Below are 13,554 nucleotides of genomic sequence, written 5' to 3'. Positions count from 1 at the left end.
CAGCCGGTTCGGGACCGCGCCCCTGCCGGGTTCGGGACCGTCCGGAGCGAGTCGGGACGGTCCCGGAGCGGGGGCGGGGGCCGTGCGCGCGGCCCCGCCCCCGCCGGGGGTCACGGCGTGTCGCCGACCTCCGGGACCCACGCGGACTCCACGAGGACCGTGTAGTTGTTCACCCGGGGCAGCTCCGCGTCCGGCTCGGACGGCGACTCCACGGTGAGGGTCTCGTGGTAGAGCGGCTGCCCCGTCCCCTCGTCGAACATGATCCGACGCTCCAGGAGGGTCCCGCCCCCCTCGCTCTCCTCGACGACGAACAGCAGGCCCTCCCGGCCCTCGCGGTCGCGCGCGGTCCCGGCGAACATCACGTCGTCCTCCTCGGCGAGGACGCGGAGCACCGCGGCCTGCACCCCGGGCTCCACCGGCGCCTCCCCGTACAGCTGCTGGAGGGCGTAGAAGAGCCTCGCCCCGGACCCGGTGTCGGCGAGGTCCGAGCCCGCCCCGTGCAGCTGGTCGGCCAGCACCCCGGGGTCGGTGGAGAGGGAGCCGGGCTCCACGGAGAAGAACATGCCGTTCCCCCCCTCGCCGCCGCCCCACTCCCACTCGGTGGGCCCGTCCTCGAACAGGCGCTGGACCGGGTTCGGATCGCCGCCCAGGTGGTCGGGGACGCTCGGGGTCTCGATCTGCAGGCCGGACTCGTGGGGGGTCCGCCACACCTCGTCCCGCACGGGGAGGACGCCCCACCCCTCCTCGGCCGTGTCCAGGTCCTGCGAGTAGGTGAGGGTCCACTGGGAGGTGCGCACGTAGGCGACGTCCCCGGGCCTGGGAGGAGCGGGCTGCCCCTCGGCGGCCTCGGCCAGGGCGAGCAGCCGTTCGCTCCCGGGCTCCAGGTCGGTCAGGGGGACCTCCAGCGGTGCGGGCGGCGGCCCGGCGTACGCGGGCTGCGCGGAGCCGAACGCGAACGGCACGACCACGGCCACCGCCGCGAGGGCGGCGACGGCGCCCAGGGCGACCCGGAACACGGGACGCCGGGGGACGAGGCGGTACACGCGCCGCTGGCGGTGGACCGAGGCGAACGCCTGGTTCCGGGAGAGTGCGCGGCGCGCGGGGTCGGAGCGGACGGATGCGGCGGGGTCGTGCGCGGCGAGGAGCGCGCGGACGGCTTCGGTGTCGGTGCGGCTCATGATTTCTCCACGGGGACTCTCGGGGCGGTCGGGCTGTGCGCGGGAGCGGGTGGCGGCGGATCGAGGAGCCCCTCGATCCGGCGGCGGGCGCGGAAGAGGCGCACCCGCGCGGTGGCCGTGGTGCAGCCCAGGACCCTGGCGGCCTCCGCCAGCTCCAGGCCCTCCCAGGCGAGGAGCATCACGAGTTCGCGGTCCTTGTCGCTCAGCCGGCCGAGGGCGCGGAGCGCCTCGTCGCGTTCCTCGACCCGGCGGGTGGTGTCCGGTTCCGTCGGCACCAGCGCGGACGCCTCCTCGAAAGGGAGGGACACCTCGGCGCGCCGGCCTCCGATGCGCGACCGGGCACGGACCACGTTGCGCGCCACCCCGTACAGCCAGGGGAGCGGCTGGTCCTTGGGCAGGTGGTCGAACCTGCGCCAGGCGACGCCGAAGGTCTCGGAGGCGACGTCGTCGGCGTGGTCGGGGCCGAGACGTCGGAGGGCGTAGCGGCGGACGTCGTCGTAGTGCCGCTCGAAGAACCGGGTGAACTGCCCTTCGGCGGACTCCCCGTCGTCCCTGTCTCTGGTCATCGGCTTCCTTCCGTGCGGTGTCACCTACTTCTGTCCGGCGGGGGCCGGATGTTACAGGGCGGCTCGGGGCCCTCCCGCACCCCCGTGGGAAATGTCGACAAATCGACGTGTCGTTTCGGCGTGCGGTGTCCGGGTTCGGGCCCCGACCGGAGCTGTTCCGGGCCGGGGACGGTGCGGGGTTCGTGCCGGGCCGCGACCGGGGCGGGTGGGACGCCCGGGGCCGGGGGAGCGGGTGGGCTTCCACTCCGCCCGACGGAGGGGCCCGGCCTGCGGTGGACGTGCGTGAAATCCCTGGTGGAGGACGGACGCCCCCCTCGATTCCTATTTACTGAACGATCGGTCTGTAATACTGTTCCGGAAGACCCGCAGCCCGAGGAGAGGACCGTCACGTGTCCGAAGTACTGGAGAGCTACGCGCAGGGATCGTGGTTCGCCCCCGCGGACGAGGGCGTGCCCCTGGCCGACGCGAACACGGGGGAGACCGTCGCCCGCATCTCGGCCGCCGGCCTCGACGTCGCCGGGATGGTCGACCACGCCCGCCGCGTCGGCGGCCCCGCCCTGCGGCGGCTGACCTTCCACCAGCGCGCGATCATCCTCAAGGAGCTCGCCAAGCACCTCACCGAGCACAAGGACGAGTTCTACGCGCTCTCGTACCGGACCGGCGCCAACAAGCGCGACACCATGGTCGACGTCGACGGCGGGTTCGGCACCCTCTTCAGCTACTCCGGCAAGGGCCGGCGCGAGCTGCCCAACGCGACGGTCATCCTGGACGGTCCCCTGGAACAGCTGGGGCGCCAGGGCACCTTCGTCGGCCAGCACGTGTACACCTCGCGGCCTGGCGTGGCCGTGCAGATCAACGCCTTCAACTTCCCCGTGTGGGGCATGCTGGAGAAGTTCGCCCCCGCGTTCCTCGCGGGCATGCCGAGCATCGTCAAGCCCGCCAGCCAGACCGCCTACCTCACGGCCGCGGTCGTGCGCCGCATGGTCGGGTCCGGGCTCCTCCCCGAGGGCTCGCTCCAGTTCCTCGCGGGCAGCGCGCGCGGCGTGCTGGACCACCTGGGCGCGCAGGACATCGTCGGCTTCACCGGCTCCGCGGCGACCGGCGCGACCCTGCGCAGCCACCCGAACGTCGTCGGCGGCGGCGTGCAGCTCAACGTCGAGGCCGACTCGCTCAACTGCTCGATCCTCGGTCCGGACGTGACGCCGGAGGACCCCGAGTTCGACCTGTACGTCAAGCAGGTCGTCACCGAGATGACCGTCAAGGCCGGCCAGAAGTGCACGGCCATCCGCAGGGTGATCGTGCCCGAGGCGATGGCGGACGCCGTCACCGGGGCCCTGGTCGACCGCCTGTCCAAGGTGGTCGTGGGCGCGGCCGACGACCCCGAGGCCCGGATGGGGCCGCTGGCCTCGCTCGACCAGCGCGAGGAGGTCCGCAAGGCGGTCAAGGCGCTGCGCTCCTCCAGCACGGTCGTCTTCGGCGACCCCGACGGCGTCGAGGTCGCCGGGGCCGACGCCGAAGCGGGGGCGTTCATGTCACCGGTCCTGCTGCGCGCCGAGCCGGGGGCCGCGGAACCGCACGACGTGGAGGCGTTCGGGCCGGTCAGCACCGTGATCACCTACTCCGGCGTGGCCGACGCGGTGGAGCTGGCCGCGCGCGGCCGGGGCAGCCTGGTGGGCTCCCTCGTCACCAACGACCCGGACGTCGCGCGCGAGGTCGTCCTCGGGCTGGCCCCGTGGCACGGCCGGATCCTGGTCCTCAACCGGGACGACGCCAAGGAGTCCACGGGCCACGGCTCGCCGCTGCCCGTCCTGGTGCACGGCGGACCCGGCCGCGCGGGCGGCGGCGAGGAGCTGGGCGGCGTGCGCGGCGTCAAGCACCACATGCAGCGCACCGCGATCCAGGCCCCGCCGGACATGGTCACCGCGATCACCGGCCACTGGACCACCGGGTCCCGGCGGACGGTGGACGACGTGCACCCGTTCCGCAAGGACCTGACCCAGCTGCGGATCGGCGACACGATCGCCTCGGCGGAGCGTACCGTCACCCGCGCCGACATCGACCACTTCGCCGAGTTCACCGGTGACACGTTCTACGCGCACACCGACGAGGAGGCCGCGGCGGCCAACCCGCTGTTCGGCGGGATCGTGGCGCACGGCTACCTGGTGGTCTCGCTCGCGGCGGGCCTGTTCGTCGACCCGGCGCCGGGCCCCGTGCTGGCCAACTTCGGGGTGGACAACCTGCGCTTCCTCACCCCCGTGAAGGAGGACGCCACCATCCGGGTGACGCTGACCGCCAAGCAGATCACCCCGCGCTCGAACGCCGACTACGGCGAGGTGCGCTGGGACGCCGTGGTCACGAACCAGGACGACGAGCCCGTCGCCACGTACGACGTTCTCACCCTGGTCGCCAAGGGCGAGGGGGAGTAGGGCCGGCGCGGGTCGGTCGGTACGTCGCCCGGGAGGGCGGCGTGCCGGTCGGCCGACGGGGCGGGATGTCGACATGTCGGCAGGCGGGCGTCCACGGCGGAGCCGCCGCTGGGGGCGCCGTCTCCTGCGCTGGGCGACGCACAGCCGGGCAACTCCGCGGAACCGGTTCCGTGGGACAGCCGGATCGGTCGGCCCTAGAGTTGGCGCCATGCCTCTCTCGCGCTTCACGGTGCAGAACTACCGGTGCTTCCCCGACGAGCAGGAGGTCGAGCTGGGGAAGATCACCGTCGTCCTGGGACGGAACAACTCGGGGAAGAGCGCTCTGGTCAGGGCACCCCTGGTGATGTCGACGGGTCTCCTCACGGGGGCCCGGCGTTTAGACCACTCGATCCAGCCCCTCAACCTGGAATGGCTGGGGGACGACGCCCCTAGTTTCCAAGACCTGGTACACGGCCAACGGCCGCACCAGCGCGTCACCTTCACGATGGACCTGGTGGACCGTGAGGGTGGGGAGAAACATTTCGAGGTCTCGCTCCAGGACGTGGACGAATGGCACGCGCAGGTCGTGGAGAGGTTCTCCTGGAGCGGGCAGGACGAGAGTGTCGACCTCCGCTGGAGACCGGACGAGTCCTCGCCCTGGGGAGCTCCTCAGCAGTATGAGGTACGACAAGGGGACGAGGTCTCCGTCGAACGACTCAAGTTCCGTGGGATCGCCCCGGGGTCACACTACGTTCCGGATTCATCGAGCCTGTACTCACAGGCGCGGAGATCGCTGATCCAGGGGTTCGACGAGATCCGGTACATCGGCCCCTTCAGGAAACGCCCCGAGAGAGTCCGCCGACTGCCGTCCGGCGCCCCGCGAACCGTGGGAGCGACGGGCGAGGACGCCCTGGACATCCTCGCGAACGACGCCGTGCGCGGCCAGGGGAAGATCCTCCGCGCTCTCAACCGCGTCCTCGCCGAGAACATCCTCGGGTGGGAGGCGGGCATCACCGACCACGGGATCGGGATGTACTCCGTCCACCTCACCTCCGTCCACGACCCCTCTGTACAGGTCAGCCTGGGAGACGCCGGGACCGGCGTCGTCCAGATGCTGCCCCTCCTCGTCCAGCGCGCCCTGGACGAGGTCGGTCCTCGCCCTCTCTTCCACGATGTCCTGGAGATCGTCGAGGAGCCCGAACTCCACCTGCACCCGTCCGCGCACGCCGATGTCGCCGACCTCTTCCTCTCCGCCATCAGCAGGAGAAGGACGCGCTTCCTCATCGAGACGCACAGCGAGACCTTCCTCCTGCGCATCCGCAGGCGTATCGCGGAGGGCAAGGTGGACCCCGACGACATCTCCCTGTACTTCGTGGAGCACGCCAACGGGTCGGCCTCAGCTCGCCGTATCGGCATCGACCGTCTCGGCAACCTGGACTACTGGCCCTCGGGCGTCTTCACCGAGGATTTCGAGGAGACGCGCGCACTGGCCAAGGCGCAGTCCGGGAGATTGGCGTCCGATGATCGTTGAGGTCGACTCCGGCGTCTTCGCGGAGCACGCGAACGCGGCCGACGTGATCAGGCTCTTCGACCTCTTCATCCGGGAGGTTCACGCCTGGGCACCGGACATCTCCCAGATCGAGGACGTGGACTCCTTCTTCGGCACCCATGTGCCGATGATGCGGCAGACCTACCGCAGTCTCGCGGAGAAGACCGTCTCCGCCTCCCCCTGGCAGCCCGTGAACAGCGCGCCGACGGTGCAGATCACCGTGGAGTCGCTCACCGACCACGTCCACGACCTCAGCGTGCCGGCGGTGCTGCTGGTCGAGAACAACGCCTCGGACAGGTCCTTCCTCCGGGCCGTCGCGATGGTCCTCGACGGGGACGACGTCCTCACCGCCATCAGGGAGCGGACGCTGGACATCCGCCACGGAGGGGGCAAGCACGACGCGGGACGGCAGGCGCGCGAGGCCGTGGACGACTTCCGACGCCTCCCGAGGGTCGCGCTCCTCCTCGACAGCGACCGGATGCGCCCGGGGGAGGCGACCAAGTGCCACCAGATCGCCGAGCGCGCACGCGAGCAGGGGGTGGCTGTGCACGTCCTGGAGTTCCGCGAGACGGAGAACTACGTCCCCAACCGTGTGCTGTCGCTGGCCGTACGCAGGGGCGGGCCGACCGATGCCAGCAGGAAGCTCACCGCGCTCAAGGAGCTGTCTCCCGACCAGCGCGCGCACTTCGACATGAAGCACGGGTTCAGAGCACAGCGGGGGGAACCCGTCGTACCGCACCGCGCCCATGGGGACCTCTACGACGGTGTGCCGTCCAGGACCCTGGTTAAGCTCTCCGAGGGTTTCGGTTCGGATCTGACCGAGCGCATGGAGACAGCGGCCGCCCAGGGGCATGTTCGCCGGTCGGACCTGTCGTCCCTGGGAGAGGGCGTGGTGGAGGAACTACGCGGCGTCCTCCACATGCTTCGCACGATCGTCTGAGGGTGGCTGTGGTGAAGGTCAAAAACGTGGTCGGCACGACCGTGGAGGGGCGTTCCCTGGAGGAGGTCCTGGGATGGATCGACAGGGGTGAACTACGGGTCCCCGCGTTCGGACGGGGTTTCGTGTGGGGGACCGAAGAGCGGTTAGCCCTCTTCGAGAGCGTCGAACGCAACCACCCCATCGGGAGCGTCGTCGTCCTGGACGCGGCGGAGGAGATCCCCAGTGTCGCGGAGTTCGCCGGTCGTTCCCTCCCCGACGTTTCCGAGGAGGGGGCCGTCTCGTACCTGTTGGACGGGCACCAGAGGCTGGCCACCCTGTACGGGGGCCTCCAGCCGCAGGCGAGGGTCCGGACCGGGAACGACGAGGATCCGCGGTGGCGCGTCCATCGCAGACTCGGGGACTCCGAGGACGGCGAGAACCCCTACCTGCAATGGGAGGACGGGGACGCCATCCCTCCCCATCTCCTGCCCATGAGGTCGGTGCTCCGGACGATGGACTTCCTGGCCTTCGTCCGCGGGCTCGAAGACCGGGGGGAACTCCCGGTGCCGGAGTTCGTGGCGGAGGCCGAGGAGGTCGCCCGGCGCTTCAAGTCCTACCGGCTTCCCGTCGTGCGCATGCGCGGCGGGGGTGCCGCGCAGGCCAGCCTGGTGTTCCAGAGCATCAACCATGGGGGACGGCACCTGTCCGCCGAGGAGGTCCGGGTGGCGCGGGAGTCGAGGGGGTCGTAGGCGCCCTCTCCGGCGGCGTGCCGACAGGTCGGCATGTCGACACGGCGGCAGGCGCGTGACGGCGTCAGCGCTTGATCTCGTGGAAGCCCGGGACGCCCGCCAGCAGGAGGGCGGCCCGCCACAGCCGGAGGGCGTCGGCCGGCTCCGGGAGCTCGGAGAGGACCGGGCCGAAGAAGGCGGGCAGCTCGCCGCCGGGCACGGTGACGGCGAGGACCGGCGTGCCGATCTCGGCGTCGACGCGGCCGACCCCGTCCTCGTGGGACGCGCGCATCGCGGCGTCGTACCCGTCCTCCCACCCGGCGGAGGCGAGGCCGTCGGGGAGCCCGCAGCGGCGCAGGGCGTCGCCGAGGTCGCCCGGCCACTCCCGCTGTGTGCCGTCGGGGTCGGTCCAGAGGGCGTCGTGGAAGGCGCCGAGCGCGGCGCTCCCGTGCTCCACCCGCACGGCGGTGGCGACGCGCGCGGGGATCCGGAGGTAGCCCTCGTCATCGCCCTCGGGGTCCACCTCGCGGTGCTCGTTGAGCAGGAACAGGCTCATCACGTGCCAGCGGACGTCGAGGGGCACGTCCCCCGCGAGCGAAGTGATCCACCGGGCGGTGGTGCGGGTCAGGGGGCAGGAGGGATCGAGCCAGAAGTCCACGGTCCACCGCTCGTCCGCCACGGCCGCCTCCGTCCCGGGCCGTGCGGTGTGGGCCGCCCCGGTTCCCGTTCGCCGATCGCCTCGCGGCGCTCACGGCCCCGATCGTACAAGGGCCGCCGGGGAGGGTCCCGGGTCTCCCGGGCCGAGGCGGGCGGGCCGCGGACCGGCCGCCGGGAAGGACTCCGGCCCGCCGCCACCCCCTCCCCGTCGAACCCTCCGAACACATTCAGTCACCCTCAGTGGCTACGCTGTTCGACGGCGCCGCGTTCCGCGCCCGGGGCTCCCGGGCCGTCGGCGCCGCGTCCCGCACGGCAGGCGAGCCGGAGGAGCAGGGTGACCAGGACCGCTTCCACCACCCCCCGGGCGCCCGTGCGCCTGCTCCTGGGCGTGCTCGCGTTCGTGGAACGGGTGGGGAACAGGCTTCCCCACCCCTTCTGGCTGTTCACGGTCATGGCCGGGATCGTGGTCCTGTTCAGCGCGCTTCTGAGCGCCCTCGGCGTCTCGGCCGTCTCCCCGGTCGACGGGGAAACCGTCCGGGTCCGCAGCCTGCTCTCCGCCGAGGGCGCCCGGGTGGTGTTCGGGGACGCGGTGGCCAACTTCGCGGCCTTCCCTCCGCTGGCGGTCATCCTCGTCGTCATGCTCGGGGTGTCGGTCGCCGAGGCGGCCGGTCTGCTCGGCGCGCTGCTGCGCGGCAGCGTCACCCGGGTCCCGGCCCGGTGGCTGACCTTCGTCCTCGCCCTGACCGGCGTCACCGGGAGCGTCGCCTCCGACGCCGCCTTCGTGGTGCTCATCCCCCTCGGCGGGCTGGTCTTCGGCGCCGCGGGGCGCAGCCCCGTCCTCGGCATCGTCGTGGCCTACGGCGCCGTCGCCTCCGGGTACAACGCGTCCCTGCTGATCACGCCCACCGACGCGCTGCTGGCCGCCCTGACCACCGAGGCCGCCGGGCTGGTGGACCCCGGTTACGTCGTGACCGCGCTGGACAACTACTACTTCTCCGCGGCCTCGGCGGTGGTGCTGGCGGGCCTGATCACCCTCGTGACCGAGTTCGTCCTGGTCAAGAGCGTCGGAGGGGCCGATGAGGGCTGCCCGGACGCGCGGGAGGAGCTGGGCTCCACGGCCCTCACCGACACGGAGAGGCGCGGCCTGCGCAACACGGGCCTGGCCCTGGTCGCGGCCCTCGCCCTCCTCGCCGCCGCGCTCCTGCCGACGGGTTCACCGTTCCGGGGCCCGAGCGGGGGAGTGCTCGACTCACCGCTCGTCACGGGGGTCGCCTACGTCCTCGGGATCCTCTTCCTGGTCCTGGGCGTGGTCTACGGCCGCACCGTGGGAACCCTGCCCCGCGCCAAGGACGTCCCCGACGCCATGGCGGCCGGTGTGCGCGACATGGCGCCCGTGATCGTCCTGTTCTTCGCGGCCTCGCAGTTCCTCGCCTACTTCGGCTGGACCGGTATCGGGGAGGTCGCCGCCATCCGCGGCGCCGAGGTGCTGGACTCGGCGGGCGTCCACCCGATCCTGCTCTTCCTGGGCATGATCGTGTTCTCCACGGTGCTCAACCTGCTCATCACCAGCGGCTCGGCGCAGTGGACCCTCATCGCCCCGGTGTTCGTCCCCATGTTCATGTTCCTCGACGTGCCGCCGGAGACGACCCAGGCGGTCTACCGGATCTCCGACTCCGCCAGCAACGTCGTCAGCCCCATGAGCCCCTTCTTCGTCATGGTGCTGGGCCTCCTCCAGCGCTACCGGCGGGACGCCGGGATCGGCACGCTGATCTCGCTCACCCTGCCGCTCTGCCTCACGGTCCTGGCCGGGTGGACGCTGCTCTTCCTCGGCTGGTGGGCGCTCGACCTCCCGCTCGGGCCGGGCACCCCGGTCCGCTGACGCCCGGGCCCCGGGGGCGTCGCCGCCCCCGCTCCCCGCCGTCGCCGGACGGCCCGGGCCGACACCGCTCCCACCCCGCGAACGGGCCCGCCGCGCGACCGCCGGAGCGGAGGGCGCGGCGGACCTGTGCGGGCCCCGGCCTAGAGGCGGGCGATGGCCCCGGCCGGGTTCTCCATGGCGTCCGCGACCACGCGCATGAACCCCGCCGCGACACCGCCGTCGCAGACGCGGTGGTCGAAGGCGAACGACAGCTGCGTGACCTTGCGGACGGTCAGCTCCCCGTCCACCACCCACGGCCGGTCGATGATCCGGCCGATGCCGAGGATCGCGACCTGCGGGTGGTTGATGATGGCGGCGCTGCCGTCCACCCGGAGCGAGCCGTAGTTGTTGAGCGTGAAGGTGCCTCCGGTCATCTCGGCGGGGGTCGCCCTCCCCTCGCGGGCGGCGGCGGTCAGGCGGCGGATCTCCCCGTCCAGCTCCAGCGTGGTGAGCCGGTGCGCGCCGAGCACGGCCGGGGCGACCAGGCCCCGGTCGGTCTGCACGGCCAGGCCCAGGTTGACGCCGTCGTACTGGACCAGCTCGCCGCGCTCGGTGTCGACCAGGCCGTTGAGCTCGGGGTGGGCGCGCAGGCCCGCGAGGACGAATCGCGCCACGTAGGACAGCAGTCCCGGCCCCGAGGGGTCGGATTCGCGGAGCCGGACCAGTTCGGTCGCGTCCACGTCCACCCACACCGTGGCCTCGGGGATCTCGCTGCGGCTGCGCGAGAGCGAGGCGGCGACGCTCTTGCGGAAGCCGTTCATGGGCGTGCGCCGGGACTCGGCCAGCCCCGTGCGGGCGTCCACCTCCGCACGCGGGTCTCCCGCGTCGGGAGCGGACGCGGACTCGGTGGCCACGGGACGGCCGGGGTCGATCGGCGTCACCGTGGCGAGGTCCGGGGCACGGGAGGCCTCGATCGCCGCGGCCACGTCGCGCCGGGTGATGAGCCCTCCGGGACCGCTGCCGGCGACCTCGGAGATCCGCAGTCCGGCCTCGCGGGCCATCTGCCGGACCAGCGGCGACGTCACCAGCGGGGGCCGCCCGGTCCCGCCGGTCGCCGGAGCCGGGGGAGCGGCCGGTCCGGCCGGGCGCGCTCGCGGTCGGCGGCGGCGCCCGGCGGTCCTCCCGTCGTCGGGGGTGCCGTAGCCGATGAGGACGTTGCCGGAACCGGCGCGCTCCTCCTCCCGGTACCGCTCGCCCTCCGCCGACACCGGGGCGCCCGCCTCGCGCGCGGCCGGGGCGTCCGCCGCTCCGTCCGCACCGCCCGGAGCGTCGGCGGCGATGCTGATCAGCGGCTTGCCGACCTCCATCACCTCGCCCTCCCCGCCGTGCAGCACGCTGACGGTGCCCGCGAACGGCGTGGGGACCTCCACGATCGACTTGGCGGTCTCCACCTCCGCGATCGGCTGGTCCACGGCCACCGTGTCGCCGACGGCGACGAGCCAGCGCACCACCTCGGCCTCGGTCAGTCCCTCTCCCAGGTCGGGGAGTTCGAAGGTCTGCGTCGTCACTGGTCCTCCCACTGGAGGTCGTCGACCGCGTCGAGGACGCGGTCCACACCGGGCAGCTGGAACCGCTCCAGCTTCGGCGGCGGGAAGGGGATGTCGAAGCCGGTCACCCGGCGGACGGGGGCGGCCAGGGAGTGGAAGCAGCGCTCGGTCACCCTGGCGACGATCTCCGAGGCGACGCTCGCGTACCCGCTGGCCTCGGCGACCACGACGGCGCGGCCCGTGGAGCGGACCGCCTCGCACACCGTCTCGTCGTCGAAGGGGACGAGGGACCGCACGTCCACGACCTGGAGGCTGCGCCCCTCCTGGGCGGCGGCGTCGGCGGCCTCCAACGCGGTGGACACGGCGGGCCCGTAGGCGATGAGGGTGGCGTCGGTCCCGGGACGGCGCACGACCGCCCTGCCGATGCCGGGCGCGGGCGAGGCCGGGTCGACCTCGTCCTTGCCCCAGTAGAGCTTCTTCGGCTCCATGAAGACCACCGGGTCGTCGGAGGCGATCGACTCGCGCAGCAGGTGGTAGGCGTCGTGGGGGGTGGAGGGGGTGACCACGGTCAGGCCGGGTGTGTGCGCGTAGTAGGCCTCGGAGGAGTCGCAGTGGTGCTCGACCCCGCCGATCCCGCCCGCGTAGGGGACCCTGATGACGATGGGCAGGCCGACCCGTCCGCGCGTGCGGTTGCGGGTCTTGGCGACGTGGCTGACGATCTGCTCGAACGCCGGGTAGGCGAAGGCGTCGAACTGCATCTCGACGACGGGCCGCATGCCGTTCATCGCCATCCCCACGGCCATGCCGACGATGCCGGACTCGGCGAGCGGGGTGTCGAAGCAGCGGTTCTCGCCGAACTCGGCGGTGAGGCCGTCGGTGATGCGGAAGACGCCGCCGAGGGGGCCGACGTCCTCGCCGAAGACGTAGACGCTGCCGTCCTCGGCCATGGCGTCCCGCAGCGCCCGGTTGAGGGCCTGCGCCATGGAGAGCTTGGTGGGGTCGGTCGCCATGTCAGCTGCCCTCTCTGCTGAGTTCGTCGGCCAGGAAGGCGGCCTGCTCCCGCAGCTGCGGGGTGGGGGTGGAGAACACGTGGGCGAACAGCTCGGACGGGTCCGGCTCGGCGTCGCGGGAGACGCCCTCGCGCATGGCGGCGGCGACGGCCTCGGCGCGTTCGGCGAACTCCGTCCGGCGGGCCTTGGTGAGCAGGCGCTTGCGCTTCAGGTACGCCTCCATGCGCAGCAGCGGGTCCCTGGCGACCCACGGGCCGACCTCCTCGTCGCTGCGGTACCGGGTGGCGTCGTCGGCGTTGGTGTGCGCCTGCATGCGGTAGGTGTGCGCCTCGACGAGCTGGGGCCCCTCGCCCGCGCGGGCGGCGGCCACGGCGCGGTCCAGGACGGCGAGCACGGCGGGGGTGTCGTTGCCGTCGACGCGCTCGGCGTTCACCCCGTAGCCGACGCCCTTGTGGGCGAGGGAGGGGGCGGCGCTCTGGCGGGCCAGCGGGACGGAGATCGCGTACTCGTTGTTCTGCACGAAGAAGACGACGGGGGCCTTGAAGACTGCGGCGAAGTTGAGCGCCTCGTGGAAGTCGCCCTCGCTGGTGGCGCCGTCGCCGCACATGGCCATGGCGACGGTGTCCTCCCCGCGCAGGCGGGCCGCGTGGGCGAGGCCGACGGCGTGCAGGAGCTGGGTGGCGAGCGGGGTGGCCTGCGGGGCGACGCGGTGCTCGTAGGGGTCGTAGCCCGCGTGCCAGTCGCCCTTGAGGAGGGTGAGCACCTCGACCGGGTCGACGCCGCGCGCGACGACGGCGGCGGTGTCGCGGTAGGTCGGGAAGAGCCAGTCGCCCTCGGCTAGGGCCAGGGCGGCGCCGGTCTGGCAGGCCTCCTGCCCGTGCGAGGAGGGGTAGACGGCCAGGCGTCCCTGGCGGACGAGCGCGCCGGCCTGGTCGTTGACGCGGCGGCCGACCACCAGGGAGGCGTAGGCGGCGAGGAGCCGGTCGGCCGTGGGGAAGGGCAGGGCGGCGCCGGCCACCGGACGCCCGGTCTCGTCGAGCAGCCGTACCGGCTGCTCGGAGGGGAGCAGGTCCTGGGCGTCAGCCATGGCCTCTACCTCCTGTGTCCGAGGGGTGTGTACAGACACATGGTGCAGTT

The 13,554-nt window shown here is 72.7% G+C and carries 11 protein-coding genes; 5 read left to right on the top strand and 6 right to left on the bottom strand.

The window, feature by feature from the left end:
• Positions 1–110 precede the first annotated feature (110 nt).
• Positions 111–1,178, bottom strand: a complete 1,068-nt coding sequence (locus OUQ99_RS00225; RefSeq protein ID WP_267947394.1) for a CU044_5270 family protein — start codon at positions 1,176–1,178, stop codon at positions 111–113.
• The gene (locus tag OUQ99_RS00220) at positions 1,175–1,744 is read right to left on the bottom strand and encodes an RNA polymerase sigma factor (RefSeq protein WP_267947393.1); all 570 of its coding nucleotides are present in this window, start codon (positions 1,742–1,744) and stop codon (positions 1,175–1,177) included. The genes OUQ99_RS00225 and OUQ99_RS00220 overlap by 4 nt, the downstream gene beginning before the upstream one ends.
• Before the next feature lie 389 nt (positions 1,745–2,133).
• Between OUQ99_RS00220 and paaZ the strand changes: the two genes are divergently transcribed.
• The 4 genes from paaZ (at position 2,134) to OUQ99_RS00200 (ending at position 7,366) form a co-directional block, all read left to right on the top strand.
• The gene (gene paaZ, locus OUQ99_RS00215; RefSeq protein ID WP_267947392.1) at positions 2,134–4,170 is read left to right on the top strand and encodes a phenylacetic acid degradation bifunctional protein PaaZ; all 2,037 of its coding nucleotides are present in this window, start codon (positions 2,134–2,136) and stop codon (positions 4,168–4,170) included.
• 208 nt (positions 4,171–4,378) lie between these two features.
• Complete coding sequence (locus OUQ99_RS00210) at positions 4,379–5,680, top strand: AAA family ATPase (protein ID WP_267947391.1); 1,302 nt, start codon at positions 4,379–4,381, stop codon at positions 5,678–5,680.
• The gene (locus OUQ99_RS00205) at positions 5,670–6,638 is read left to right on the top strand and encodes a hypothetical protein (RefSeq protein WP_267947390.1); all 969 of its coding nucleotides are present in this window, start codon (positions 5,670–5,672) and stop codon (positions 6,636–6,638) included. The genes OUQ99_RS00210 and OUQ99_RS00205 overlap by 11 nt, the downstream gene beginning before the upstream one ends.
• Positions 6,639–6,646: 8 nt before the next feature.
• Complete coding sequence (locus OUQ99_RS00200; RefSeq protein WP_267947389.1) at positions 6,647–7,366, top strand: DUF262 domain-containing protein; 720 nt, start codon at positions 6,647–6,649, stop codon at positions 7,364–7,366.
• A gap of 64 nt (positions 7,367–7,430) precedes the next feature.
• Here the strand turns inward: OUQ99_RS00200 and OUQ99_RS00195 are convergent, their stop codons facing one another.
• On the bottom strand, positions 7,431–8,024 hold the full coding sequence (locus tag OUQ99_RS00195) for a disulfide bond formation protein DsbA (protein ID WP_267947388.1): 594 nt from the start codon (positions 8,022–8,024) through the stop codon (positions 7,431–7,433).
• A 348-nt stretch (positions 8,025–8,372) separates the two neighbouring features.
• Here OUQ99_RS00195 and OUQ99_RS00190 point away from each other — a divergent pair, with 348 nt between their 5' ends.
• Positions 8,373–9,881, top strand: coding sequence for an AbgT family transporter (locus OUQ99_RS00190; protein WP_267950585.1), 1,509 nt, complete (start codon positions 8,373–8,375; stop codon positions 9,879–9,881).
• 140 nt (positions 9,882–10,021) lie between these two features.
• On the opposite strand, the gene OUQ99_RS00185 is transcribed toward OUQ99_RS00190, so the two are convergent.
• From OUQ99_RS00185 to pdhA, 3 genes are read right to left on the bottom strand one after another with little or no spacing between them, the layout of a single operon-like run.
• A complete protein-coding gene (locus OUQ99_RS00185) occupies positions 10,022–11,428 on the bottom strand; it encodes a dihydrolipoamide acetyltransferase family protein (protein WP_267947387.1) in 1,407 nt (468 codons plus the stop codon).
• On the bottom strand, positions 11,425–12,417 hold the full coding sequence (locus OUQ99_RS00180) for an alpha-ketoacid dehydrogenase subunit beta (protein WP_267947386.1): 993 nt from the start codon (positions 12,415–12,417) through the stop codon (positions 11,425–11,427). Before OUQ99_RS00180 ends, OUQ99_RS00185 begins: the two co-directional genes overlap by 4 nt.
• A gap of 1 nt (position 12,418) precedes the next feature.
• Positions 12,419–13,504, bottom strand: a complete 1,086-nt coding sequence (pdhA, locus tag OUQ99_RS00175; protein WP_267947385.1) for a pyruvate dehydrogenase (acetyl-transferring) E1 component subunit alpha — start codon at positions 13,502–13,504, stop codon at positions 12,419–12,421.
• Between the last annotated feature and the right edge of the window lie 50 nt (positions 13,505–13,554).

Origin of the sequence: Streptomonospora nanhaiensis (assembly GCF_026642255.1) — a bacterium.
GTDB lineage: Bacteria > Actinomycetota > Actinomycetes > Streptosporangiales > Streptosporangiaceae > Nocardiopsis > Nocardiopsis tropica.
The sequence above is the reverse complement of the archived record's forward strand: the minus strand, read 5'-3'. Positions and strand labels throughout refer to the sequence as shown.